Below are 25,791 nucleotides of genomic sequence, written 5' to 3' on the forward strand. Positions count from 1 at the left end.
GGCGAACACCCCTCCGCCCCCGGCACGGCCCGGCTACACTCCCGACCACCAGGCCGCTGACCAGGGAAAACGGAGAACTCTCACTGGAGTACTAGGTGTTCCGACCCGTGCGGTCGTCCCGCTGGCGGAGCCAGGTCCGCTTCGAGAAGAGGCGCAGCGCCGCGGCGAAGGGGTGTTCGGCCTCGATCCGGGCGGCCTGCTCGGCCGCGCCGGGGTGGCCGCGTTCGTCGGCCCAGCCGTACCACTCGATGGCCGCCCGGTACGAGCCGTTGCGCTCCAGCGCGCGGGCGCCGTCCAGGATCGCCCCCAGGTTGCCGGCCTCGCCGGCGCGGTGGAGCCAGTCGAGCGCGATCCGGTGGTCCTGGGCGGTGTCCGACTCCAGGTGGAGGCGGGCCAGCTTCCGCATCGCCCCGGCGTCGTTCGCCGCGGCCGCCTGTTCCAGCCAGTGGCGGGTGCGGGCGGGGTCGAGGGTGGCCATGATCGACGCGGCGGCGCGGTCGCCGGCCTCGGCCAGGGCGCGGTAGCGCTTGACGGCCGCCCTTCTGAGCCGCTTGCGCTCCTCGCTCGTGGTGGCGGTCTCGTGCAGTGCCAGTGAGAGGCGGGCGACCTCGCGAGGTGCGGTGGGGTCACCCTGCTGCTCGGCCGCCAGGAAGCAGGTGAGTGCGTGTGCCGGATGGCCGTTGAGCTCGTGGAACTGCGCCTGCTCCCGGGCGGAGAGCGACGTGGAGGGGATCTGCACCTTCGCGGGCGCCTTCGCCGGCGCCTTGGCGGGCGCTTTTGCGGGTCCCTTGGCCGGCGTGGACGTCTTGGCGGCGGCGGCCTTCTTGGCGGGCTTCTTCGCGGGTGTCTGCACCGGTGCCTTGGCAGGCGCCTTCGCCGCCGCGCCCGAGGGCCCGGGGGCGCGCTCCAGCCCCTTGCTCAGCCGTTCCACTTCCTTGCCGGCCGCAGGGTGGCGCTTCTCGGCGGCTTGCCGGTACCAGGTGAGCGCCTGCTCGGCCCGGCCGGTCTGTTCGAGGAGCTCCGCGGCCAGCAGCATGCCGTGCGCGTGGTCGGCCCGGGCGGCCTTGAGGTACCAGTGCAGCGCCTCGGGGACGCGCGTCTCCTTGTGGTACCAGCTCGCGAGGTCGAACGCCGTGGCGCCCTCGTTGCCCGGCGGTGCGTCCTGGTAGGCGGTCAGGAGCGCCCGCTCGCGCCAGGAGACGCCGGTCTTGGGCCGGGTGCTTCTGAGCCGGGCCACGGCGTCGGTGGCCTGTTGGTTGGAGCCCTTGGCCGTGGCGCGCTCGAACCAGACCAGCGCCTCGGCCCGTCCGGCGCCGCCCGGTTCTGCCTCCGCCAGCGTGCCGAGGCGCATCATGGACTGGGACTCGCCGGCCCGCGCGGCCGACCGGTACAGCGTGACGGCCTCGGGCCCGCGGTGCGGGAAGTACCGTTCGATCAGCTGCGCCGCCTCGCGGGCGGCGGTCGTGTTGCCCGCCCCGGCGGCCAGCAGCAGCCAGTAGAGGGTGGCCTGGAGGTCACCGGTCGCCCGCACGGCCAGCGCGACCTGGCGCATCGCGTTGGCGTTCCCGGCCTCGGCGGCGGCCCGCCATTTGGCCCCGGGCTCGCCGGCGTACGGCCTGGCGGGCTTCTCCTTCGGCGCCGCGGCTTGGGCGGCCGCGGGTTGCTTCGCCGCGGCTTGCTTGCCCGCGGGTTGCTTCGCCGCAGTCCCCTTCGCCGCCGGTTGCTTCACGGCGGGCTGCGTGGCGGCCGGTTGCTTCGCCGCCGTCGGCGGCTGGGTCGTCCCCTGCCGCTGTCCGCCGCCCGTCGGCGACGCCGCGAGGTCGTGGTCCTCGCGGTTCCAGTCGTCGGCGGTGGGGGAGAGGCCGGGCGCGGTCGGCGGCACGGTCAGCGATGGCCGCGGACCCGCGGTCGCGGGCCGGCGGCGCAGCGGCTCGCGCAGCTCGTTCGCGACCTGCCAGCGGTCGACGATGGCGGCCAGCACGGCGGAGGGCAGCCAGCCGGTGACGTCCGGTTCGGCGGCTGGCAGCAGGGCGGCGAGCCGGTCCGTGGTCGGCCGGTTCTGCGGGAGGGGTTCCAGGCACGGGCGGACCACCTTGGCGACCGCCGTCGGGAGGCCGTCCAGCCGGGGCCGGCCGGCGAGGATGCCGGCCGTGATCTCCGATTCGGAGCCGGCTCCGAACGGATGGCGGTCGAGCGCCGCGTAGGCGAGGACCAGCCCGAGGGAGAACACGTCTCCCGGCCGTTCCACCGGCCGGTTCCTCAGCTGCTCGGGCGAGGAGAACGCACGGGTGCCGGGGTTGCCCGCCCCGGTGAGGGCGGTCCCGTCGGTGCGGGTGAGGTCGCGGGCGATGCCGAAGTCGATGACGCAGGGGCCGTGGCTGTCCAGCAGGACGTTCGAGAGGTTGAGGTCCCGGTGGACCAGGCCGACGGCGTGGATCCGGGTCAGCGCGTCGACCAGCCCGACCGCGAGGACCTGCCAGGTGCGCCCCTTCAGCGGGCCGCCGCAGGCGCGGAGCGCCGACCGGAGGTCGATGCCGCGCATGTACCGGGTGGCGAACCAGGGCTCGTCGGCGGTGGTGTCGGCGTCGACGACCCTGGCCGTGTGCCGGCCGCCGACCGCGCGGGCCGCCCGCACCTCCCGGACGAAGCGTTCGCGGTAGGTGCGCTGGTCGCTCGCCAGGCGGTCCGGCCGGATCACCTTGAGCGCGACCTCGCGCCCCGCCCAGTCGCCCGGCTCGATCCGGCGGGCGTAGTAGACCATGCCGTAGCCGCCCTCACCGAGTCTGCCGTACAGCCGGTACGGGCCGATCCGCTCCGGATCGGTGTTCCAGAGGTGTTCCAACTCTTCTTCCTCGTCGCCTCTTTGACTGTTCCGCCGGCCTGGACCGGGTCCGCCGTTCGCTCCGGATCCGCCGTCCGCTCCGGGTCCGCCCGTCCGCTCCGGCTCAGCCCGGCCGGGTGGGCTCGTCCGCCGTGGGCGAGCGCCGGGGTGCCTTGGCCGGCACCGCCTCGGGGCGTTCCCCGGGCCACTGCTGGCCGCTGCGGCACAGGACGACGCCGGGGGCGATCAGGATCTCGTCGTCCGGGCCGAAGGGGCGGAACAGGGACTGCCGCGGGCGCTGCGGCGACTCCTCCCGCAGGCGCGGAAGGTCCGTCCAGGCGGTGGGCGGTGCGCCGGGCCGGGCGGTGCGGATCGCGCAGCCCGCCAGGCTGGTGTCGAGCACCTGGAGGGCGCCCCGGCGGGAGGCCAGGACCAAGTGCTCGCGGCTGATCGGCTTGCGGCGCTCTTCGGCGAGGTGGCACGGCTCGATGCGGTCGAGGTTGGCCCGGCCGAGGACGAACTCCACGCTTTCGTCCTGCACCAGGTTGTGCCAGGCCCGGCACTGCCCGTCCACCATGACCTTCAGCTGGACGCGGGGACGGCGCGGCCCGCTGTCGGTGAGCAGCGTGCCGTGCGTGCGGCAGACCACCCGCCGGCGCCGGAAGGCCGGGGCGGGGTGGCAGCCCGGCAGGGGGCAGCGCCAGGAGCGCTCCAGCACCTTGCGCCGCGGCCGGCCCTCGAAGAGCATCCCGTCGCCCCGCAGCCGGTCCTTCTCGCCCTCGCGGGAGATCTCCCGGTCGGAGTAGACCCGCATGTCGCGCAGGACGAGCCGGACCGGGCCGCCGTGCGGGCGCACCGGCTTGAGGAAGCGGTCGCGGTTGCCCTGGATCCACCGGTGCTCCGCCCGGTGCCCGATGAAGTTGTCGCCACTGACGACCCTGATGCGGTACTCGTCGGCCTGTTCGAGCAGGTCGAGGTCGGCGGTGCCGACCGAGGCGATCAGCCCCCGGTCCCGCCACTCGCGCAGCAGGCGCGGCTCGTCCGGGTGCGGGTACTGCCCGTCGGACTCCGGCCGCATCAGGCTGTCGTCGGCGATCGCGTGGACGGTGACCCGGTCGTCGCCGGTGAACTCCCGCAGGGCGCGCAGGACCAGGCGCAGCCGCCCGAGCGCCCGGGGCGCCTCCCCGCCGAGCGCGGTCTCCCGCACGACGTTCGACAGGTCGATCAGGTAGTCGACGTCCTCGGCGCCGCCGCGCAGATGACGTTCCATCCGCCGGAACTGCGGCTGATCACTGGCCACTTCCACTCCCGCACGCTCCCGCGCCCCGACCGGTGGTACGAGGCTAGCCGGATCGGGCGCGCGGCAAGGGGCAGTTGGTCGATCCCGCCGGGTGTCACCCCTGCCGTGCGGTTGCGCGACCCGCCGGCTCTACGGAAAGTCGTAACCCCCGGGGCCGGGCTGCTGCGGCGCGGGGAAGCCGGGGACGTGCGGCGGTCCCGAGTCGAAACCGCCCGACGCGATGCCGATGCCGACGACGACGACGAACAGCCCGACGACCATGAACACCACTCCCATCGCTACCTTCGCGCCGGAGGCCGCCGCCTGTCCGGCCGGGCTGCGGTCGACCGCCATCGCCACGTGCGGTTCGAGGGGCAGGTAGCGCACCGGCACGTGGTCACCGACGACGCGCGGTACGCCCGACGTCTCCTCGATGCGGATGTCGCGGCCGTCCGCGGTGCGGAACCCGATGATCGTGTGCCGCACGTGGCGGCCCGGGTCGGACAGGTCCGAGCCCACCCGCCGCTCGACCGTCACAAAGGTCTCCAGGCACTGCCCCTCGGCCGGCACTCCGTCCTGCAGGATCCGCGCCCGCCGGTTGGCCCCGCCGGCCACGCCGATCGCCGACGCCAGGCCCGCCCCGGCGAGCACCAGTCCGACGATGACGAAGAACACTCCGATGAAATTGCCGCTCTCCGACACTCTCCATCCCCCCGTGGATGCCAGTCGAACGCATGAACTCCGGTGTCCAGGACGGACGTCGGGCGCCATCCGGTTCCCGCCCGGCGGAGCCGGTCGGCCGAAGCCGGTCAGCCGGAGCCGGTCAGTCGGGCCGGGAGTTCGCCGGCTCGCGGTCGGGGAAGGCGGCGAGGAGGGCGAGCCAGAGCTGGAAGCGGTCCTGCATGGACTGGAGGGAGCGGCCGGTGAGGCGTTCGATCCGGTCCAGGCGGTAGCGGACGGTGTTGCGGTGGACGTACAGGCGGTCGGCGACCGCCTGGACCGAGCAGTCGGCGGCCAGGTAGGCGTGCAGGGTCGTGACGAGGTCGGCCTGGTTGGCCTCGTCGAAGCGGGTGAGCGGGCGCAGCACCTCGGTGGCGAGCTGCTTGAGCGGCAGATCGGGGCTGGAGAGCAGCAGGCGCGGCAGGTTGAGCGGGTCGCCGGTGTGGATGCCGGGGCCGCGGGTGAGGGCGGCCTGGGCCTCGAACCAGCTCCAGCGCAGGCCGTCGACGCCCCGGTAGCAGCCGCCGATCCCGACGGAGGCGCGGGTGTCGAGGCCGGAGAGGGCGGTGCCGAAGCGCCGGGCGAGGGCGTCGACGGGGGCGGACTGCGGGACCACCGCGACCAGGTACCGGTCGACGACGGCGGTGAGCACGGGTTCGGGGGAGTCGGGGTGCCCCGACGCCGGTGACGTGAGCCAGGGCAGCCGGGCGAGCCGTCGGTCGGCCGCGGGCCCTCCGCCGTCCGGTCCGAGGCTGCCCAGGACGACCCGGTGGGCGGTCTTGGCGGCGAGCCCGAAGGCGGCGAGCCTGCGCTCGGCGGCGGCCGGGGCGATCACGTCCCGGACGATGTCCTCGACGACCTGGCCGGCCAGTTCCCGCCGCCCGGCCAGGTGGGCCTGCCGGCGGGCCAGTTCCAGGCCGACCAGCCGCACCGCGTACGGCAGCACGTCCGCGGCGTCGCCGGCCGACCGCAGGCAGAGGAACGCCGCGAGCATCCCGTCGACCTGGACCGGCAGCCGGACCGGGCCACCCGGCGACTCCGCGAGGTCCGGCCCGGCCGCCCGGACCTCCTCGATCAGTGCGTCGGACCGCTCGGGGGCGGCGGCGAGGACCGTCCCGTGCCGGTCGAGCACGGCGACCTCGGACCCGCACGCCCGCCGCAGCACCCGCAGCAGCGCGCCGAGGCCCTCGCCGCCCAGCAGCGCCTGGACCAGCAGGTCGTGCTGGTCGACGAGCCGCCGCTGCGCGCTGTGGTCCTCGGCCGCGATCCGCTCGGCGACCAGGCGGTTCACCGCGATGAACGGCGTCTCGTACGGGACTTCCAGGACGGCCAGGCCCAGCCGCCCGGCCTCGGCCACCGTCGCCCGCGGGACGGTCGGGTGGCTCAGCCCGGTGCCGAAGCCGACCGCCGACGCGCCGGCGGCGGCCACCCGCTGGACGAAGGCGGTCTGGGCGGCGGCGGTCCGCTGCCGCAGGCCCGTGGTGAGGAGCAGCTCGCCGCCCGTCATCCACGGCGTGGGATCGGCGAGTTCGGTCACCGCGACCCAGCGCACGACGCGTTCGGCCCCGGCCGGGCCGGTGCACAGCCGCAGGCCGAGGGCCTCTTCCCCAAGAAGTTCGCGCAGGGTCACCGACATGCGCCGGACTGTAGCGCCGCACAACTCGGCGGCGGAAGACCGTGCGGGCGTCCATAGCCGGATCGGGGGAATCCCCCTAGGTTTCCGAGCGCCGAGCCGTTCGTCCGTTGCATGACACCCACCCGCACGCCACCCGCACGCCACCCGCACGGCAGCGACGACGGGACACCGACCAGGAAGGCCGCAGGACTTGATGAGCGACGACCACGCGCCCCGACCGGCCCCGCCGCCCGCGGCGGTCCGGCTCGAAGCGCTCGCCAAGAGCTTCGACGGCCAGGTCCGCGTGGTCGACGGCGTGGACCTGGAGATCGGCGAGGGCGAGTTCTTCGCGATGCTCGGCCCGTCGGGCTCCGGGAAGACCACGGTGCTGCGCATGATCGCGGGCTTCGAGTCGCCGACCGCCGGCCGGGTCCTGCTGGGCGGGGCGGACGTCACCGGACTCGCCCCGTTCGACCGGGACGTCAACACGGTGTTCCAGGACTACGCCCTCTTCCCGCACATGACGGTCGAGCAGAACGTCGGCTACGGACTGATGGTCCGCCGGGTGCCCAAGGCCGAACGGGCGCGGCGGGTGCGCGCGGCGCTCGCGATGGTCCGGCTCGACGGCTTCGAGCGGCGCCGCCCGGCCCGGCTCTCGGGCGGCCAGCGCCAGCGGGTGGCGCTCGCCAGGGCGCTGGTGAACCGGCCGAAGGTGCTGCTGCTCGACGAGCCGCTCGGCGCGCTGGACCTGAAGCTGCGGCACGAGATGCAGGCGGAGCTCAAGCGGATCCAGCGCGAGGTCGGGATCACCTTCGTGTTCGTCACCCACGACCAGGACGAGGCCCTCACGATGAGCGACCGCGTCGCGGTGTTCAACGCGGGGCGGATCGAGCAGGTCGGCCCGCCCGCCGAGGTGTACGAGCACCCGGCCACCGCCTTCGTCGCGGGCTTCGTCGGCATCTCCAACCTGCTGGACGGCGCGGCGGCCGAGCAGGTCGTGGGCGAGGCGGGGCCGTTCAGCATCCGGCCGGAGAAGATCCGGATAGCGCACCCGGACGATCCCGCCGGGCCGGACGAGCTGTCGGCGACCGGGCGGGTGGCCGAGGTCGTCTACGCGGGCGGCCACACCCGGTTCCTGGTCGACCTGGAGGCGGGCGGGCGGCTGACCGCCGTCCGGCAGAACCTCGACGAGGGCTCGGCCGACGTCGTCCGCCACCGGGGCACGGACGTCGTGCTGGCCTGGCAGCGGAAGCACACCGTGCGCGTCGGCCGGTAGTCCACCCGCAGTTCCTCTCCCCTGAAGATCGGAGACACCCCATGCGCATCCCCTCGATCGCCCGCACCGCGACGACCGCCGCGGTCCTCCTGCTTGCGGGCTGCAGCAGCAACACCGCGACGACCGGCGCCCACGGCCCGAACCCGCCGAAGCTCCCGATGCTCCAGTCCCTGGGCGCCGGCGAGGGCCAGGTCAACCTCGTCGCCTGGGCCGGCTACGCCGAGGACGGTTCGGACGACAAGAACGTCGACTGGGTCCACCCCTTCGAGCAGCAGACCGGCTGCAAGGTCAGTACGAAGACCGCCGGCACCTCCGACGAGATGGTCTCGCTGATGAAGACCGGCCAGTACGACGCCGTCTCGGCCTCCGGCGACGCGACGCTGCGCCTGATCGCCTCCGGCGACGTCGCCCCCGTCAACACGAGCCTCGTCCCGAACTACGCGGATATCTTCGAGGGCCTCAAGAACCAGCCGTGGAACTCGGTGGGCGGCCGGATGTACGGCATCCCGCACGGCCGCGGCGCCAACCTGCTGATGTACCGCACCGACAAGGTCTCGCCGGCGCCGGACTCGTGGAGCGTCGTCTTCGACGGCGCCTCGTCGTACGCGGGCCACGTGACCGCGTACGACTCCGCGATCTACATCGCCGACGCCGCGCTCTACCTGATGAAGACCAGGCCCGAACTCGGCATCAAGAACCCCTACGCCCTCGACCAGGCCCAACTCAAGGCGGCCGTCGACCTGTTGAAGGCCCAGCACAAGTCCGTCGGCGAGTACTGGAGCGACTACCAGAAGGCGGAGAACTCCTTCAAGACCGGCGACACCGTCGTCGGCACCACCTGGCAGGTGATCGCCAACCTGGCGCAGGCCGACAAGGCGCCGGTCCAGGCGGTGCTGCCGAAGGAGGGCGCGACCGGCTGGTCGGACACCTGGATGGTGTCGGCGAAGGCCGCGCACCCGAACTGCGCCTACCAGTGGATGAACTGGATCGTCTCGCCGAAGGCCAACGCCCAGGTCGCCGAGTGGTTCGGCGAGGCCCCGGCCAACGCCAAGGCCTGCGACCAGACCGCGGACAAGAACTTCTGCACGACCTTCCACGCCACCGACGAGCCGTACTGGAAGAACGTTTACTACTGGACCACCCCGGTCAAGAACTGCCTGGACGGCCGCAGCACCCCCTGCACCGACTACGCCGCCTGGACCGCCGCCTGGACCGAGATCAAGGGCTGACCGGTGACGACCGACGTGGCCGCCCCGCCCCTGGCCCGACCCGGGCGGCGCGGCGGCCTGCGCCGGGCGGCGTCCGTCCTGCACCGGCACGCCGGCCTACGGCTCGCGCTGCTGCTGGCGGCGCCGATGGCCTGGCTGGTGCTCGCCTACCTGGGCTCGCTCGCCGTCCTGCTCCTCTCCGCCTTCTGGACGGTCGACGACTTCACCTCCGACGTCGTCCGGACCTGGAACACCGCCAACTTCACCACCGTCCTCACCGAGCCGGTCTACCGGGCGATCGCCCTGCGCACGCTCGGCATCGCCGCCGCCGTCACGGTGATCGACGCCGTGGTGGCGTTCCCGATGGCCTTCTACATGGCCCGGATCGCCCGCCCGCGCACCCGCAAGCTCCTCGTGGTCGCCGTCCTGACCCCGCTGTGGGCCAGCTACCTCGTCAAGGCGTACGCCTGGCGGGTCATCCTCGGCCAGGGCGGCGTGCTGGACTGGCTCGGCGCGCCGCTCGGGCTGTCCAGCCCCGGGTACGGCACGGCGGCGGTCGTCGTCGTCCTCGCGTACCTGTGGCTGCCGTACATGATCCTGCCGGTCTACGCGGGGCTGGAGAACCTGCCGGCCAACCTCCTCGACGCCTCCGCCGACCTCGGCGCCTCCGCCGGGCGGACGTTCCGCTCGGTGGTGCTGCCGCAGGTCCTGCCCTCGGTGTTCGCCGGCTCCGTCTTCACCTTCTCGCTGAGCCTCGGCGACTACATCGCCGTGCGGATCGTCGGCGGGAAGACGCAGATGCTCGGCACCGCGATCGCCGACAACGTGACCCTCGACCTGCCGCTCGCCGCCGCGCTGTCCTGCGTGCCCGTGGTGATGATCGTCGGCTACCTGCTCGCCGTGCGCCGCACCGGCGCCCTGGACTCGCTGTAGGGGGCGAACACCAGTGATCCTCTCCCGCCGCGCCCGGATCGCGCTGCGCACGGCCATGATCGCCGGCCTCGCCGTCGTCTACCTGCCGCTGCTCCTGGTCCTGGTCAACTCGCTCAACAAGGACCGCTCCTTCGCCTGGCCGCCGACCGGACTCACCACCGAGTGGTGGGTCCGGGCCTGGCAGTCCGACGGCGCCCGCACCGCGCTCGTCACCTCCGTGCAGGCGGGCGCCGGGGCGACGCTGGTCGCGCTCGTCCTCGGCACCATGACCGCCTTCGCCGTCCAGCGCCACCGCTTCTTCGGCCGGCAGACGGTGTCGTTCCTCGTGATCCTGCCGATCGCCCTGCCCGGCATCGTCACCGGCATCGCCCTCAACGCCGCCTTCCGCACGGTCCTCGGCCCGGCGGGCATCGGCTTCGGGCTGCTCACCGTCGTCATCGGGCACGCGACCTTCTGCATCGTCGTCGTGTTCAACAACGTCGTCGCCAGGCTGCGCCGCATGTCGCCCTCGGCCGAGGAGGCCTCCGCCGACCTCGGCGCGCACACCTTCCAGACCTTCCGCTACGTGACCTTCCCCGCCGTGCGGTCCGCCCTGCTGGCGGGCGCGCTGCTGGCGTTCGCGCTCTCCTTCGACGAGATCGTGGTGACCACCTTCACGGCCGGCCCCGGCGTCCGGACGCTCCCCGTGTGGATCTACGCCAACCTGGCCCGGCCCAACCAGGCGCCCGTCGTCAACGTCATCGCCGCGGTCCTGGTCCTGCTCTCGGTCGTCCCGGTGTACCTCGCCCAACGCCTTTCCGCCGACACCCCTGGAGGCCGGTCGTGATCCCGTCGGAACGCACGGGGATGCGCTTCTCCGTCAACATCCCCAACTTCGGCGACTTCGCCGATCCCCGCAACGTCGCGACCGTGGCCGTGGCCGCCGAGGACACGGGCTGGGACGGGCTGTTCGTCTGGGACCACGTCCTGCACCGGCACCACCAGGGACGGCCGTTCGGCGACCCCTGGATGCTGCTGACCGCGGCCGCGCTCGCGACCACCCGGATCCGGATCGGCACCCTGCTGACACCGGTCCCGCGCTACCGCCCGCAGCAACTCGCCCGCCAGGTGGCCACCCTGGACCACCTCAGCGGCGGGCGGGTCGTCTTCGCCGCGGGCCTGGGCGGCCCGGTGGACGACGAGTACCGCAGCTTCGGCGACACCGCCGACCCGCGCGTCCTGGCCGAGCGGCTCGACGAGGGCCTGGACCTGCTGCGGCGCTTCTGGTCCGGCACCCCGGTGGACCACCGGGGCACGCATTACGAGGCCCGCGACGTGACGTTGCTGCCCGCCACCGTGCAGCGGCCCGGCCCGCCGGTCTGGATCGGCGGCTTCTGGCCGCGCCGCCCACCCATGCGCCGCGCGGCCCGCTTCGACGGCGCGGTCCCGCTCTTCGAACGCGCCCGGCACGGCCACGTGCCGGACGCGGCCGAGGTGCGGGACCTGATCGGCTACGTCCGCGAGCAGCGCACGGCCGAGCCCGACCGCCCGTTCGAGTTCGTGCTCGGCGGAGCCACACCCCCGGACGCGGCCAGGGCCAGGGACCTGATCGGCCCCCTCCACGACGCCGGCGCCACCTGGTGGGACGAACGCCGGCTCCAGACCGGCCCCGACCTCGACCGCCTCACCCCGGTCCTGCGCCGCATCGAGGCCGGCCCGCCGGTGCTCTGACGACCCGCCCGCCGCCGGCTCGGGCCGCGCATGAGACGGTCCCCTGCATCGTCAACTGTGCCTGCAGTAGCCGGACGGGTTGGCGGCCGGCGGAAAGCACTGGTAGGGCAAGTCCGCGGCGTGATGGCTCAGGAAGCGGCCGATGCATCGGTCCTGGCCGATGCGGCCGTGTGTTGCGCAGAAGGCTAGAGCCGCGGAACCGTCGCTGAAGGGACCCGGGTCGTAGACGACCCAGTACCCGGGGCGCAGTGAGGCGAAGTCGTCGCTCCGCAGGACCTGGGCCGTCGGTACGTCGGCCCTGACCTGTGCCAGCCGCTGGTCCCGAGTGGCGATGCCCGTGGAGACCGGTTCGGAGTAGAGCTGTGCGATCCAGCTGTCCGCACCGTCCTCTCCTGCTCCGGCACCTGGTGTGGCGGGTGCCGGAGCAGTTGCCGGAGCAGGAGAAGGCGGGGGCCGGCTCGACGCCGGTTCCGGGGTCGGCGTGGGGGTCGGAACCGAAACTCCGATGGGTGATCCGGGGGATCGCGAGGCCGAGGAAGGGTGCGAGAAGGCGCCGCTGATGAAGGCCACTGCGATCGCACCCATGGCCGCGATGATCGCCGCGGCAAGCTGAACGGTGTGCTGCTTCAACCATGGGTCGGAAGAAGGAGAAGCCACGTCACGCCCCTGCGCCAGTCATCGGATCAGCTATCTGATGAACGGTCAGTCATCAGCGCTCAAAAGGTACATGACCGAGGGCGGCGATGCCCTGGGGCCGGGATTTTCGCAGCTCGACTCGCGGCGGTGCCGGAGCGGCCGGCCGGACGGGGCAGGCCGTAGTGGTCGCGCAGGGTGGTGCCGGTGTACTCGGTGCGGAACAGGCCGCGCTCGCGCAGGATCGGGACCACCCGCCGGGCGAACACCTCCAGACCCGAGGGCAGGACGGCGGGCATGATGTTGAACCCGTCCGCCGCGCCGTGGCGGAACCACTCCTCGATCGTGTCGGCGACCTGTTCGGCGGTCCCGGCGAACGTGCGGTGGCCGCGTCCGGCTTGTCGGCGGCGGACGGCGGGGCGGGGTCGGCGACGAGTGCGAGCGTCATGGCGGTCCTCGGTCCGGTCGAGGTTCCGCAACGGCCTGTGGGGTGACTACCGGGGACGGCGACAGCTCGCGAAGGTCATGCCTCGATGGTGGCGAGCCCGTTCCAGCAGGTCAATGGACACCCTTAAAAGTCGGATGGCAGTCCTGCGAACAGCCGCACGCCGGCGCCGGACGTCGCTCCGCGGTGGGGGTCAGGCGTATTGGGCCGCAGACTGGTCGATCCCGGGGCCGCCCGGGTGGGGGGTTCGGACGTAGCCGTCCGGAGGTGTGGGAAGAGCCTGGACGCAGGCTTCGGAGCAGGCGTCGACCAGGAGCGGGAGCACGTCGGTGGCGACCCGCAGGGAGATCCATGCACGGTGGATCCCGATGCCGTCCAACGGCCGTGCGCACACGCTGCACGTGCTGCCCGCCCCCTCGCCGCCGGACCGGAGCGGGGGGAACGGTGGGCGGAACTTCTCGTTCCCGTACAAGGCGCGCGTGCTCACGGTGCTCCGCTTCAGGTTCGGGCACCTGGTCAGCTCGTACGGGAACCAGTGCAGCCGGTACGACGTGTACGGGGTGAACTCCTCCAGGCCGGTCATGGCGCCGATCTCCGGGGGGATGCGGACCAGGTTGCTGCCGTAGAGGTCGAAATGCCTGACCGCGGTGAGCTTCGCGATCGTGGGCGGCAGGGTGATGATCTGCCGCCGTTGCTCCGGACTCATGTCGGCCAGCGGCCGGAAGACCTCGCGTCCGTCGGCGGCCGCTTCCTCGATCAGCGTCAGCAGGTGCTGCCAGGCCGGCGACGACGTGTCCTGCCGGTCGTCGTGGAAGCGCACGCGGCGCCGATTGGTCGCCCGGGACTGTTCGAAGCACGTGCAGGTGTGACGGGGGAATGCGCTGCCGGACGTCCTCGAATCTGCCTCGTTCGCCATGGCGTACACGATACGGATGGGCACGGGCGGTGGTCGGGCTGTGTCGACACCTTGGTGGGGTACCCTCTCGACGATGATCTTTGTACTAATCGTGATCACCAGCGTGGTGGCGGCATGGTCGCTGGTCGCCGGGCGGTTGGAACAGTGGCACGTGCGGGCTCCGCTGGTGCTGGTGCTGGCGGGGGTCCTCACCGGGGTGTTCACGCACAGTCACCTCGCGGCGACGATGGACTCCGAGGTCGCGCAGCACGTGGCCGAGGTGATCCTGGCCGTCCTGCTGTTCGTCGATGCCACCGAGCTGCCGGGTGGGCGGCTGTTCGGCAACGACCCCGTGTCGGCGGTGCGGGCGCTGCTGGTGGCGATGCCGCTGAGCCTCGGTCTGATGGTGCTGCTCGGGTGGCTGTTGTTGCCCGCCATGCCGTGGGCGGTGCTGCTGCTCATCGCGTGCATCATCGTCCCGACCGACTTCGCCCCGGCCGAGACCCTCGTGCGCGATCCGCGGATCCCGGCGCGGGTGCGCGGTGTGCTGAACGTGGAGAGCGGCTACAACGACGGCATCGTGTCGCCGCTGTTCCTGTTCGCGCTGATCCTGGCCGGGACGCACTCCGAGGCGCGCACGCCCGCGGAGGCGCTGGGCACGACCGTGCCGGCGGCGGTGAAGGCCGTCCTGGCGGGCTTCCTGCTGGGGGCGCTGATCGCGTGGCTGATGAACCGGGCCGACGGCGCGCGCTGGATGACGGCGCAGTCGCGGCGGATCATGGTGCTCGTCTCGCCGCTGATCGCGTACACGGTGACGGTGTCGGTGGACGGGAACGGCTTCGTGGCCGCGTTCGTGTGCGGCATCGCCTTCCGGTTCATCCGGCAGGCGCCGGTCCGCCGGCACGGCGCCTCGGCTCCCGACGCCTCGGACTTCCAGCTGATCGAGGACACCAACTCGATCATGACGATGGGCATGTGGTTCTTCTTCGGCAACGCCGTGGTGCTGACGGTGAGCGAGGGCGTCGACTGGTCGATCGTCGTGGTCGCCGTCGCCGCGCTCACCGTGGTGCGGATCGTGCCGGTCCTGCTCGCGTTCCTCGGCTCGAAGTTCAGCTGGCGCGAACGGTTCATGGTCGGCGCGCTCGGTCCGCGCGGCACCACGTCGATCGTGTTCGGCCTGCTCGCCTTCAACGGCCTCCCGGAGGGGCCGCGCGCCGTCACCGCCCTGGACACCATGACGCTCACGGTGCTGGGCAGCATCCTGATCCACGGCGCCGGGTCGGTGGCCATCGCACGGCTCCTGAACAGCCGGTCCGCCGAGCCGGTCGCGACCGCCGCGGCCCCGGGACACGAGGGGGCGGGACACGAGGGGGCGGGGGCGCCGAGGGAGTGACGGCCGGCCGGGGCGGCGCGGGGTGCCGCGCCGTGCGGCGTGAGAGGCTCGCGTCATGGAACAGCGCGTACTCGGCCGCACCGGCCGTCCCGTCTCGATCGTCGGACTCGGTACCTGGCAGCTCGGCGCGGACTGGGGGGACGTCCGCGAGGAGGACGCCCTCGCCGTGCTGGACGCCTCGGTGGAGGCCGGTGTCACCCTCTTCGACACCGCCGACGTCTACGGCGACGGCCGCAGCGAGCAGTTGATCGGCCGCTACCTCAAGGGCCGCCCGGACGCCGGGGTGTTCGTCGCCACGAAGTTCGGCCGCCGGGTCGAGCAGCGGCCCGAGCACTACCACCTCGCCAACTTCCGCGCCTGGGCGGACCGGGCACGGGCCAACCTGGGCGTGGAGCGGCTCGACCTGGTGCAGCTGCACTGCCCGCCGACGCCCGTGTACTCCGCGGACGAGGTGTTCGACGCCCTGGACACCCTGGTGGCGGAGGAGCGGATCGCCGCGTACGGGGTCAGCGTGGAGACCTGCGCGGAGGCGCTGACGGCGATCGCGCGCCCCGGTGTCGCGAGCGTGCAGATCATCCTGAACGCCTTCCGGCTCAAGCCGCTGGAGCGGGTGCTGCCGGCCGCCGAGGCCGCCGGGGTGGGGATCCTGGCCCGGGTGCCGCTGGCCTCCGGGCTGCTCTCTGGCCGCTACACCCGGCAGACCGTGTTCGCCGCCGACGACCACCGCACCTACAACCGGCACGGCGAGGCCTTCGACCAGGGCGAGACCTTCTCCGGGGTGGACTTCGCGACCGGCGTCGAGGCGGCGGCCGAATTCGCCGCACTCGCGCCCGAGGGTGCCACGGCGGCGCAGACGGCGCTCCGCTGGATCACCCAGCAGCCGGGGGTGACGACGGTGATCCCGGGCGCCCGCAACGTGACGCAGGCGCGGGCCAACGCGGCCGCCGCCGACCTGGCGCCGCTGCCGGAGGCCACCCTGGACGCTGTGCGGGAGCTGTACGACCGCCGGATCCGGCCCCAGGTGCACGACCGCTGGTGACGCCGGCCCGCCCTGGGGCCGCAGTGCCTCAGCCCGGCCGCGTCCGGGCGGGCACCTCTAACAGCCGCTGCGCCGCAGAGGGTCCGCGCAGGTCAGGGGCACCGAAGGCGTCGCGAAGGGGGCCTCCCGGCGGGCCCGGCGGCACTCGATCCGGCGGCACAGTAGCGTTACGTTGATATGGCATGTACGCTGCGTGTCGCTGGTTGAACACCATGCGGGCCTGGTCGCCACTCCGTGGGGGGAGTCACGTCCAGGCCCGGTCGCCGGCCAGGCCTCGGTTGGGCTCGTGGGGGAGCTTCAGCCGAGGCCGTCGGTGGCTGTCATCGTTATGCCCGCCCTGACGGTGTTTCAGTCATGACAAGGCGCGAAGGTTTCGGCGAAGGGGAACTTTCTTGCGAGTGCCGTCGGCGCGGGCGCCCGAACCGCCCGGTCTCAGGGCTCCAGGCGGATGCGGACGCGCCGGTTCTGGCGGCCCTTGTTCTCCACCTTGGTGACGGTGATGCGGCCGATCTGGCCGGTGGAGGCGACGTGGGTGCCGCCGTCGGCCTGGGCGTCGAGGCCGACGATGTCGACCACGCGGACCTCGGGCACGTCCGGGGGCGCCTTGAACTGGGTGCGCACGAGGTCCGGGATGGCCTCGGCCTCCGCCTTGGGCAGGGTGCGGACCACGATCTTGCGGTCGGCCGAGATCTCCGCGTTGACGGCGTCCTCCAGGGCCTGCTTGAAGCCCGGCGGGACCTCGGGCAGGTTGAAGTCCATCCTGGCCTCGCCCGGCTCCATGTTGTTGCCCGTCACCAGGGCGCCGAAGTCCCGGAAGACGGTGCCGCACAGGACGTGCAGCCCGGAGTGGGTGCGCATCAGGGAACTGCGCCGCTGGTCGTCGAGGGCGCCGGTGACGGTGGTGCCCGCGGGCGGGACGGGGTCGCCCGGGGCCGGCAGCAGGTAGAGGTCGTCGCCCTTGCGGGTGCCGATGATCGAGGTCTGCACGCCCTGCCAGATCAGCACGCCGTGGTCCGGCGGCTGGCCGCCGCCGCCGGGGTAGAAGGCCGAGCGGTCCAGGACGATCCCGGCCTCGGGATCGGCCGGATCCGACCACAGGACCGTGCAGTCCCATTCCCTCAGCGTGACGTCTTCCCAGTCCAGCCGGTGCGTGCGGCCGTGGTGGTCGATTCCCATGGGCAGTTGGAGCCGCGGTCGCCCGACCGGGCCCGCCGGCTCCTTCTCCTTTCCGGTGACACTGCGGTAGTTCTGCGGTACGCGTGGCGATCCCCGCGCGCGGACCTGCCCGAACTCGCCCGTACGGCCGCGCCTCGCCAGTCGCTCCGAGCATACGCGGTCCGTCGTCGAACACGTGACGCTACGTCAACTCACCAGCCGGAGCAGCGCGGCGGTCGCGGCGCCGAGCGCCACCACGAGGAGGAAGGGCGCCCGCAGGAGCGCGGCCACCACCGCGACGCCGAAGCCGGCCGCGCGGGCGTCCAGGACGAGGTCGTGGCCGCGGCTGAAGGTCTGCACGGCGACCAGCGCCGCGAGCAGGGCGACGGGCAGCAGCGCCGAGATCTCCTGGACCCGCCGCCGCTTGAGCACCGACTCCGGCACGCACAGGCCGGCCAGCTTGAGCAGGTAGACGCCGAGGCTGCCGAGCAGGATCGCGGTCCACATCAGCGGTTCTCCTTGCGCAGCGCGAGGCCGGCGACGCCGGCGACCAGGCCGGCGAGCAGCACCGGCACCCCGACGGGTAGAAGCGGCACCCCGGCCAGCGCGACGGCGGCGGCCGCCACGGCCACCGCCCAGAACCGCCGTTCGCGCAGCCGGGGCATCAGCAGGGCGACGAACGCCGCGGGCGACGCGACGTCCAGGCCGAGCGCCTCCGGGTCGGGCAGGACCTTCGCGCCGAGGGCGCCGGCGAGCGTGGCGATGTTCCAGCAGACGAAGACGGCCGCGCCGGTGGCGTAGAAGGCCAGCCGCGCCTCGCGCCGGGTGCCGCGTCCCATGGACATCGCCGAGCTCTCGTCGAGCACCAGCTGCGAGGTGGCCACCCGCCGCAGGCCGCTGACCTGGAGGAGGGCGGAGAGGTTCAGCCCGTAGAGGCTGTTGCGCACGCCCAGCAGGGTCGCGGTCGCCGCGCCGGTGAGGGCCGCGCCGCCGGCGCCGAGGACGCCGATCACGGCGAACTGGGAGGCGCCGGAGAACATCAGGAGGGACAGCACGCAGCTCTGCAGCACCGAGAAGCCGGCGACGACGGCCAGGGCGCCGAAGGACAGGCCCAGGGCGCCGACCGCGAGCCCGACGCCCACCGCGTCCCGCAGCACGGCGGCTCTCTGCCGCGGCCAGCTGTCGGCGGTGGGTACCGGGCTCGCGGTGGATTGCGCTTTGGTCATGGATTCCGCTCTCGCAGCACGATCGTCAGTTCGTCGTGCGCCTTGGCGCACAACTCGGCGGCCGCGTCGGGGGTTTCGCCCTCGGCGATGACGTAGCCGAGCCGATGGTATGCGTTCTTCGCGGGCTCCACCCGCTGTTCCGGGCGAGCCGTGACGGTGACATGGCGGACGCCTTCGAGGGCCCGCGCCGCCTCGGTCCCGGAGACGTGCGAGAAGGTGCCCTCGCGCTCGGCGAGCAGGAAGCGGATGGCGGCGGCCCGGGCCGGGACGCGGTCCAGCCGGGGCGGGCGGCCGAGGGCGGCGCGGACCTGCTCCTCGAGCAGGTTGATCCCGGTGGAGAGCCGGACGAGCTCGGGGATCATCCCGCCCGCGAGGCGGCCGTTGACCTCGATGACGGCCGCGCCCTCCGGGGTGAGCCGGACCTCGGTGTGGGCGGCGCCGCTGGTCAGCCCGACCGCCCGGACGGCCCGCCGGGCGGCCCCGGCCAGGTCGTCGGCGACGTGCGGCGGCACGGCGGCCGGGAAGACGTGGCCGTGCTCGACGAAGTGCGGCGGGCCCGCCAGGTGCTTCTGCGTGATCCCGACGCAGTGCACCTCGCCCGCCCGGCTGAACGTCTCGACGCTGAACTCCGGCCCGTCCAGGTACTCCTCGACGAGCACCGTGCCGGCGGTGGCCTGCCCGCGGACGTTGACCGTCTCGGCGAGGATCACCCGGCTCTGCGCGACAGCCTGTTCGACCGTCGAACAGAGCAGCACGTTGTTGGAGCCGCTGTCGTCCGCGGGCTTGACCACGCAGGGCAGGCCGATCCGGGCCACCGCCTCCGGTACGTCCGTCGGGTCGGCCAGGACCGCGAACCGCGGCTGCCGGACGCCGGCCTGCGCCAGGCGGGCCCGGGTGACCGCCTTGTCGCGGCACGCGGTCATGCTCTCCACGGAGTTCCCCGGCAGGCCCAGGAGCGTGGTGAGTCCGGCCACCGCGGGGAGGTAGAAGTCGCTCGTGGTGGCGACCCCGGCGATCTCCTCCCGGCGCCAGGCGGTGCGGACGGTCTCGCGCAGTGCGGCGGCGGAGTTGGTGTCGCAGGTGACCACCTCGCAGCCGGTGCCGGCCACGTCCGGGTAGCGCTCGGGGGAGTTGGTGAGCAGGACCGGGGTGAGACCGAGGTCCCGGGTGAGCCGGAGGGCGAGCATGCCGGTGCCGGTGGTGTTCGACTCGACGAAGAGCAGGCGCTGGCGGTCCGTGGAGCGTTCGATCTCCTCGGTGCGGGACCAGTGCTCGGCGACCTGGCCCGGGGTGATCGTGACCGGTGCGGTGGCGGGCACTTGTCGGTCCACCTGATGTTCGGTCCAGTAGTCGTCGTCATAGATGGTGCGGGTGTAGCGGTCGCCGCGGTCGGGGAGGATGCCGACGATCTTCGTCCCCGGCGCGGCGCGGGCCGCCAGGTGGCGCAGCAACTGGTAGACGGACCCGGAGGTGTTGCCCGCGAAGATCTGCTGGTCGCGGGCGAGGTCGCGGGTCGCGGTGAAGGCTTCGAGGTCGTTGAGCCAGTGCACTTCGTCGATCAGCCGCCGGTCGAGGTTGCCCGGCATGAGGCTGTTGCCGAGGCCGCTCTGCTTGCGTCCGGGCCGGTCGGGCTGGCCGAACAGGACGCTGCCGACGGAGTCCACCCCGACGACCCGCAGCTCGGGCAGGGTGGTCCGCAACTGCCGCGCCGTGCCGCAGAGCGAGCCGCCGCTGCCGACCGAGCCGACCAGCACGTCGAACCCGCCGAGGTCGTCGAGCAGTTCGGCGGCCAGGGCGCGGTAGCCGGCCGGGTTGTCGGGGTTGCCGTACTGGTCCGGCCAGAACGCGCCGGGGAGTTCGGTGCGCAGCCGGGCCAGGAGCTCCAGGCGGGCGCCCTGCCAGCCCGTCCCGGTCATGGCCTCGACGATGTGGACCTCGCACCCGAGGGCGCGCAGTTTGGCGAGGGTGATGTCGTCGATGCGCGGGTCGGTGACGATGTGGACGGGGTGGCCGAGCGCGCGGCCGACGAGGGCCACGCCGAGGGCCATCGTCCCCGAGGAGCTCTCGACGATCGCGGCGCCGTCGGGCAGGGCGCCGGTCCGTTTGGCGGTCAGGATGATGGTGCGGGCGACCCGGTCCTTCATCCCGTAGAGGTTCTGGCACTCCAGTTTGGCGAAGACCTCCACGCCGGCGGGCGCGTCGAGGCGCAGCCGGACGAGTGGGGTGTGGCCTATCGCGTCGACAACACTGTCAAAGAGCACAGTCTCCTCCGATGGAGCCGGCGTGGTGGACAGAGGGGCGCGGGGTGTCGTAATCGGCCTTGCCGAGCGTGCGGTGGACCTCGACCGTGCCCGGGAGGCGGGCGCAGCGGGCGAGGACCTGTTCGAGCCGCGGTGGGTCGGCGCCGTGTTCGCCGAGGAGGATGCCGAGGACGGTGCCGCTGTGGGCGACGACCAGGCCGAGGCCGTCGTGGTCGCGGCAGATCCGGTGCAGTTCCTCGAAGTCCGGGCGGGGGAGCCGGCGGGTGTGCAGTTCGGCGCTGCGGGTGGCGACCTCGCCGATCGTGGCGAGGTCGGCGGAGCTCACGGCGGTGCTCAGGGTGTCGAGCAGGTCGCGGTACTCGCGGCGTTCGCGCAGGGTCGGCGCGGTGACCGTCCGGTTGAAGCCGACGGTGTCGACCGTGCCGCCGGGGTCGTGGGCCACGACGGTGAGCGGGGGCAGGAAGCCGAGCCGCTCGCGCAGGCGCACCTCGCGGTGGTAGTAGCTGACGACGCCCGCGTACATGACGCCGTCGGACGGCTCGATCCCGCGCAGGAAGTACTCGATCTCGGGTTCGGCGAGGGTGATCCCCAGGGTGTCGGCCACGGCGCGGGCGGTGGCGACGAGGTCGGCCGAGGAGCTGGCCAGTCCCTTGCCCTCGGGTATCGCGGAGTCGAGCTCCAGGGTCCCGCCGCCGATGTACCCGTGGGCGCGCAGGATCCGGGTGGCGAGGTGCCGGGACTTGTGCTTCCAGGTGGGCCTGACCGTGATCTCGTCGGTGGTCGTGGTGGCCCGGAAGACCGCGGTCGACCAGGCGTCGATGGGCAGGGTCACCAGGAAGCGGCGCTGGCGTTCCAGCAGCATCCCCTGCAGCAGTTCCCCGAAGGTGCCGTTGGCGACCCCGATGCCCGCTTCCTTCCGTATGAACATGATGGTTTCCTCGTTGACCGTCATTGAGCGTCATCGGCCGTCATTGAGCGTCGGTGGCCGTCGGTGGATGTCCGTGATCGTCCGTCGCCGTGCGGCGCCGGGCGTTGCCGTGTCCCGCCGGCGGCTCAGCCGGACGTGAGGCCCAGCAGGCGGTCCGACTCTGCCCCGGCCTCGCGGATCCGGCGGCGCCGGGCGTCCCAGGCGGCCTGGATCCCGTCGTAGCGGTCGGACTGGTCGGCGAGCATCGTGCGGACCTCCTCCGGCCGGGTCGACCCGGCGGAGACCTTGCGCCGGATGCTCGCGTCGGTGTCGAAGGCGGTCGCGAGCAGGCGCCGCGGCTCGGCTATCTCGAAGCCGTGGTCCTTCGCGACCTGCCGCAGGAGGTCGGGCCGGACGTCCCGCGGGGACGCGCCCTGCTCGGCGGCGGCCAGGACGTAGCCGCCGGCCACCACCTGCGCCGTCCGCCACGGGATCCCCTCGTCGAGGGTGAGCAGGTTGGCGAGGGTGAACCCGCCGAGGTACTCGCGCTCGCAGGCCCCGCGCATGCGGTCGGCGCGGAACTCCAGGTTGTCCAGGACGGCGGTGGCGAGGGTGAACGCGCTGCGGGCGGTGCGGAACGCCGTCAGGACGTTGGCGCCGGCCTCCTTGGAGACCTCGACCGAGTTGGAGTACGGGGTGTTCCGCTGGCCCGTCAGGGTGTCCACGTGGAAGGCGGCGAGGTGGGCCGTCTTGCCGCGGATCCGTTCCAGGAGCGGGAAGTTCTTCTTCTGCGGCATCGCCGAGGAGATCCCGGCGTAGGCGTCCGGCAGGTCGATGAAGCCGTACTCGCTGCTGCCCCAGGAGATCAGGTCGGTGGTGAAGCGGCTCAGCACCACGCCGAACAGCGCCAGTTCGCCGGTGATCCGCAGCGCCCAGTCCCGGGAGGCGACCGCCACGAGGGCGTGCGGGCGCGGGCCGGCGAAGCCGAGCAGCCGGGCGGCGCGGTCGCGGTCCCACGCGAGCTCCTGACCGGCCATCGCGCCCGCGCCCAGCGGACACAGGTCGATCTCGTCGTGGGCCGTGAGGAGCCGGCGGGCCGCCAGCAGCACCTCCTCGCCGACGGCGGCGAAGTAGTAGCCGGGGGTGATGACCTGCGCGGCCTGGGCGTGGGTGTACCCGGGCATGAGCAGCTCGGTGGTCTCCCCGGCCAGGCGGTGGGCGGAGCGGCCGAGGGCGAGCAGGGCGTCGGCGGTGAGCGCCAGCTGGTGCCGGGCGAACATCACCTGGGCGCAGGCCTGGAGGTCGTTGCGGCTGCGGTCGACGTGCCAGGCCGGGACGGGAGCGGGCAGGTGGTGGTCGACGTGCCGCTCCAGCGCGAACGCGATGTCCGACATGTTGCGCTCGGGATCGGCGGAGACCGTCGCCGCCGTGATGCCGTGCAGCGCCTTGCCGATCAGCTCGGCCTGCCCGGCGTCGATCAGGCCCATCCGCAGGTACTCCAGGGCGAGCACCTTCTCGATCGCCAGGTACCAGGGCAGGAGGTGCTCCAGCTCGAACTCGAACTGGGGGGCCAGGACCTCCTCGTGGAGCAGGGTGTGCGGGTTCGCGGTGATCCTTCCGGTCAGGGGAGCCGCCACGGGTCACCGACCTTTCTTCCGGATGGTGAAGGCCAGGCTCTCGTGCTCGTGGAAGTAGGGCCGGTAGCCGGCGTGCGGGGGCTCCATCCAGCGCAGCAGCTCCACCGCGGCGACCTCGTCGGCGAGCCCGGCGTCGGCGAGGTAGGCGTCGAGGTCGGGGCGGTCGAAGAAGCGGCAGTAGAAGTCGGCGTGGTCCAGGTACTCCTTCGGCCGGACCTCCTTCATGCCGGGGTCGCCGACCTGACAGTCGTTCATCGTCCACATGTTCGCGACGACGTGACCGCCGGGGCGGCAGATCCGGTACAGCTCCTGGAGCGCCTTGACGGGCTCGGTGAGGTGGCCGAGGAGGTCCCAGCAGAAGATCCCGTCGACGGAGTCGTCGGGCAGCCCGGTGGCGAAGGCGTCGGTCACCTTGAAGACGACGTTGTCGGCGTTGGCCTTGGCCACCACCCGGCGGGCGATCCCCATCGCGTTGCGGGAGGTGTCGCCGCCGAGGACGACGGTGGCCGCCTGGGCGAGCGGCGGCAGGTTGCGGCCGTCGCCGCACGGCAGGTCCAGGACCACGAAGGCGTCGTGGTCGGCGAACAGCTTGGCCGCGTTCACGACGTAGGGCACCGGCGGGTCGCCCCAGAGGTTGGTGTGGCCGTCCTCCAGCCGGTAGGCGTCGTTCCACTGGCCCTTGGCGAGTTCGTCCTGCGCGTTGGCGGCGCCGGGGCGGCCGGCGGCGGTGTCGGTGGTCACTGGGCGTTCCTCTCGTTGTCCAGGGCGAAGAGCTCCGCGACGCAGCGGTGGGCGTCGACGAAGGCGCGCGAGTATCCGGGGGTCGGAACGAGGTGGTTGTAGAAGGTGGCGCCCTCGCACAGGGGCCCGATCAGCCAGAGCCGCGGGTCGCTCACGCCGGCGGCGTCGACCGGGTGTAGCGAGGCGTCGACGTCGGCGCCCCGCACGGCGGTGCTCTCCGGGAGCAGACGGCGGATCCGGCCGTCCTCGTGGAGGGAGCGGATCAGCGGGCTGGCGGAGGAGTCCACGGCGGGCCAGGGCGAGTTGCCCGCGCAGAGCCAGTCGACGTCCTCGCGGTGCGGGGTCGCCAGGCGGGTCGAGGCGATCGTCCACCGGCCGCCGTCGTCGTTCCAGTGCACCGACGGGGCCGCACCGAACGGCGTGCGCACGACCCGCGCCTCGATGAGGGCGAGGAGTTCGGCGTGCCGCTCCTTCTGGGGGCCCACCACCGCACGGTTGAACAGCGGCACGGTGGTGCGCAGGAACCGGTCGAGGGAGGCGTTCGTCAGGCCGCCGAAGTTGACGGCGTCGCGCAGGGTGTCGCGGACCTCGCGGACGGCCTCCAGGGCTGCCTTCAGGGGGCTGTGGTCCAGTCCGCGGTCGGCCTCGACGAGATCGTGGCGAATCGTTTCCGCCAGCCAGTGCTGATAGCTGGCGCTGTCGTGCAGCTCCATGGCGGCCGAGTCGTCCCAGGCCTTCAACGGGTCGAAGGGGCCGTGCAGTTGGTCGAGCAGGTCGAGCGTCGCGGGGAGCTTGTCGGTGTCGGCCGCCGCGGTGAGCTCGGCGGCGAGCGCCGCCTCGGCGTCGGCGCCGCCCTCGACCAGGGCGCGGCACCGGTGGTAGGCGATCCGCATCTCGGTCAGCAGCAGCGGGAACAGGCAGTCGTCGAAGTCGAGGGGCCCGGCCTCGCGGAACTCGGCCACCGTCGCCCGGGTGAGGACGAGCGGCTGAAAGCGGCTGCTCATTCGCATGCGGTGCGGGCGGGCCCGGAACGGGACTCCGGAACGGGAATAGAGGAGCAATTCCGGTTCGGCGCCGCCGGGCCGGTAGCGCAGCCGCCGGCCGTCCGGGACGAATCGGCCGCCGCGGCCGACCGTCAATGCGGCGATGACGTCCATGGCCGACAGGCCGAATCCGGCGACCGCCACCGAATCCTCCGGCGGGATCACGGCGAGCTTGTCGGGGATCGGGTACGGGTCGCCGATGTGCCGGGTGGCGGCCGACGGGAATTCGGCTGCGATCGGCGGGGAATTCTCCCGGTTGGGGACGTGACCGACGGTCAGGAAGGCGTAATCGGTGCCGACCGTGGAACCGTCGGCGAGGCCGATCCGGACGCCGGAGCCGGGATCCGAGGCCAGCGAGGTCGCCCGGGAGCGGTGCACGGTCACGCTCAGCCAGGACGGGGCCCGCTCGCGCAGTCGGGCGAGGAACCACTGCAGGTACTCGCCCAGCAGCCGCCTGGGCAGGAAGTCGTTCGGCCGGACCGGACGGCCGGTGCGGCCCACCGTGTGCCCGTCCCCGGCGATCATCAGACCGCGTTCGGTCACCCACTCGTACAGGCTCGGGCCGGCCTCGCCCGCGTACGCCCCGACCGCGTCCCGGTCGGGGAACATCGATATCTCGCCGCACAAGGTATTCAGCAGTAAGTAGTCGGGTTGCGAGACGGAATGGAGTCCCTCGCCCTCGGATAAAGGGTCGATGATCTCCACGCGTAACCGGCCGGGTGGTGCGCCGTGCTTTCCGATCCTGGGCGCCAGGGTGACGATCCGTTCAAGGATGCTGCACCCGCGAGAACCCATGCCGATGATGGCGATTGAATACTCCGATGCCAAGTGAAACCCCCGGAGACATGAGAAGT

General features: G+C 72.9%; 20 protein-coding genes and 1 pseudogene. 7 read left to right on the forward strand and 14 right to left on the reverse strand.

Translation table 11 applies throughout. From position 1 onward, the window contains the following. Window positions 1-91 precede the first annotated feature (91 nt). From ACFV4F_RS09295 to ACFV4F_RS09310, 4 genes are all read right to left on the reverse strand, one after another. Entirely contained in the window at window positions 92-2,842 is a 2,751-nt protein-coding gene (locus tag ACFV4F_RS09295; protein ID WP_380501228.1) for a protein kinase, read from the reverse strand. 103 nt (window positions 2,843-2,945) lie between these two features. Continuing rightward, a complete protein-coding gene (locus ACFV4F_RS09300) occupies window positions 2,946-4,121 on the reverse strand; it encodes an FHA domain-containing protein (RefSeq protein WP_380501230.1) in 1,176 nt (391 codons plus the stop codon). Between the two features lie 129 nt (window positions 4,122-4,250). Next, a complete protein-coding gene (locus tag ACFV4F_RS09305; protein ID WP_380501232.1) occupies window positions 4,251-4,802 on the reverse strand; it encodes a DUF3592 domain-containing protein in 552 nt (183 codons plus the stop codon). Window positions 4,803-4,923: 121 nt separating this feature from the next. After that, a complete protein-coding gene (locus ACFV4F_RS09310; protein ID WP_380501234.1) occupies window positions 4,924-6,456 on the reverse strand; it encodes a PucR family transcriptional regulator in 1,533 nt (510 codons plus the stop codon). Window positions 6,457-6,649: 193 nt separating this feature from the next. Between ACFV4F_RS09310 and ACFV4F_RS09315 the strand changes: the two genes are divergently transcribed. From ACFV4F_RS09315 to ACFV4F_RS09335, 5 genes are read left to right on the forward strand one after another with little or no spacing between them, the layout of a single operon-like run. Then, complete coding sequence (locus tag ACFV4F_RS09315; protein WP_380501236.1) at window positions 6,650-7,711, forward strand: ABC transporter ATP-binding protein; 1,062 nt, start codon at window positions 6,650-6,652, stop codon at window positions 7,709-7,711. A gap of 41 nt (window positions 7,712-7,752) precedes the next feature. Beyond that, window positions 7,753-8,940 carry an ABC transporter substrate-binding protein gene (locus tag ACFV4F_RS09320; protein WP_380501238.1) on the forward strand — a complete coding sequence of 396 codons (1,188 nt, stop codon included), beginning with the start codon at window positions 7,753-7,755 and terminating at the stop codon, window positions 8,938-8,940. A gap of 3 nt (window positions 8,941-8,943) precedes the next feature. Then, on the forward strand, window positions 8,944-9,852 hold the full coding sequence (locus ACFV4F_RS09325) for an ABC transporter permease (RefSeq protein WP_380442912.1): 909 nt from the start codon (window positions 8,944-8,946) through the stop codon (window positions 9,850-9,852). A 55-nt stretch (window positions 9,853-9,907) separates the two neighbouring features. After that, complete coding sequence (locus tag ACFV4F_RS09330) at window positions 9,908-10,678, forward strand: ABC transporter permease (protein WP_380501458.1); 771 nt, start codon at window positions 9,908-9,910, stop codon at window positions 10,676-10,678. Between the two features lie 20 nt (window positions 10,679-10,698). Further along, window positions 10,699-11,562 carry an LLM class flavin-dependent oxidoreductase gene (locus ACFV4F_RS09335; RefSeq protein WP_380501460.1) on the forward strand — a complete coding sequence of 288 codons (864 nt, stop codon included), beginning with the start codon at window positions 10,699-10,701 and terminating at the stop codon, window positions 11,560-11,562. 716 nt (window positions 11,563-12,278) lie between these two features. Here ACFV4F_RS09335 and ACFV4F_RS09340 read toward each other — a convergent pair. Together ACFV4F_RS09340 and ACFV4F_RS09345 are read right to left on the reverse strand one after the other, a co-directional pair. After that, a pseudogene (locus ACFV4F_RS09340) lies at window positions 12,279-12,596 on the reverse strand (LLM class flavin-dependent oxidoreductase); the annotation flags it as partial. Window positions 12,597-12,833: 237 nt separating this feature from the next. Continuing rightward, window positions 12,834-13,556: a leucine-rich repeat domain-containing protein gene (locus tag ACFV4F_RS09345; RefSeq protein WP_380501240.1), complete on the reverse strand. Its 723-nt coding sequence runs from the start codon at window positions 13,554-13,556 to the stop codon at window positions 12,834-12,836. A gap of 73 nt (window positions 13,557-13,629) precedes the next feature. Here ACFV4F_RS09345 and ACFV4F_RS09350 point away from each other — a divergent pair, with 73 nt between their 5' ends. After that, window positions 13,630-14,928: a cation:proton antiporter gene (locus ACFV4F_RS09350; RefSeq protein ID WP_380501242.1), complete on the forward strand. Its 1,299-nt coding sequence runs from the start codon at window positions 13,630-13,632 to the stop codon at window positions 14,926-14,928. 55 nt (window positions 14,929-14,983) lie between these two features. Continuing rightward, window positions 14,984-15,967 carry an aldo/keto reductase gene (locus ACFV4F_RS09355; RefSeq protein ID WP_380501244.1) on the forward strand — a complete coding sequence of 328 codons (984 nt, stop codon included), beginning with the start codon at window positions 14,984-14,986 and terminating at the stop codon, window positions 15,965-15,967. Between the two features lie 432 nt (window positions 15,968-16,399). On the opposite strand, the gene ACFV4F_RS09360 is transcribed toward ACFV4F_RS09355, so the two are convergent. The 8 genes from ACFV4F_RS09360 to ACFV4F_RS09395 all read right to left on the reverse strand — a co-directional run bounded on the left by ACFV4F_RS09360 (window position 16,400) and on the right by ACFV4F_RS09395 (window position 25,732). Further along, entirely contained in the window at window positions 16,400-17,143 is a 744-nt protein-coding gene (locus ACFV4F_RS09360; RefSeq protein WP_380442898.1) for an alanyl-tRNA editing protein, read from the reverse strand. 186 nt (window positions 17,144-17,329) lie between these two features. Continuing rightward, complete coding sequence (locus tag ACFV4F_RS09365) at window positions 17,330-17,629, reverse strand: AzlD domain-containing protein (RefSeq protein WP_380442896.1); 300 nt, start codon at window positions 17,627-17,629, stop codon at window positions 17,330-17,332. Continuing rightward, complete coding sequence (locus ACFV4F_RS09370) at window positions 17,629-18,348, reverse strand: AzlC family ABC transporter permease (RefSeq protein WP_380501246.1); 720 nt, start codon at window positions 18,346-18,348, stop codon at window positions 17,629-17,631. Before ACFV4F_RS09370 ends, ACFV4F_RS09365 begins: the two co-directional genes overlap by 1 nt. After that, entirely contained in the window at window positions 18,345-20,609 is a 2,265-nt protein-coding gene (locus ACFV4F_RS09375) for a pyridoxal-phosphate dependent enzyme (protein WP_380501248.1), read from the reverse strand. The genes ACFV4F_RS09370 and ACFV4F_RS09375 overlap by 4 nt, the downstream gene beginning before the upstream one ends. Beyond that, complete coding sequence (locus ACFV4F_RS09380; RefSeq protein ID WP_380501250.1) at window positions 20,599-21,537, reverse strand: kinase; 939 nt, start codon at window positions 21,535-21,537, stop codon at window positions 20,599-20,601. Before ACFV4F_RS09380 ends, ACFV4F_RS09375 begins: the two co-directional genes overlap by 11 nt. Before the next feature lie 125 nt (window positions 21,538-21,662). After that, complete coding sequence (locus ACFV4F_RS09385) at window positions 21,663-23,153, reverse strand: argininosuccinate lyase (RefSeq protein WP_380501252.1); 1,491 nt, start codon at window positions 23,151-23,153, stop codon at window positions 21,663-21,665. A 3-nt stretch (window positions 23,154-23,156) separates the two neighbouring features. Next, window positions 23,157-23,894: a class I SAM-dependent methyltransferase gene (locus ACFV4F_RS09390; RefSeq protein WP_380442886.1), complete on the reverse strand. Its 738-nt coding sequence runs from the start codon at window positions 23,892-23,894 to the stop codon at window positions 23,157-23,159. Further along, a complete protein-coding gene (locus ACFV4F_RS09395) occupies window positions 23,891-25,732 on the reverse strand; it encodes an FAD/NAD(P)-binding protein (RefSeq protein ID WP_380501462.1) in 1,842 nt (613 codons plus the stop codon). The genes ACFV4F_RS09390 and ACFV4F_RS09395 overlap by 4 nt, the downstream gene beginning before the upstream one ends. Window positions 25,733-25,791: the final 59 nt, after the last annotated feature.

It is taken from the genome of Kitasatospora sp. NPDC059722, from assembly GCF_042733235.1.
GTDB lineage: Bacteria > Actinomycetota > Actinomycetes > Streptomycetales > Streptomycetaceae > Kitasatospora.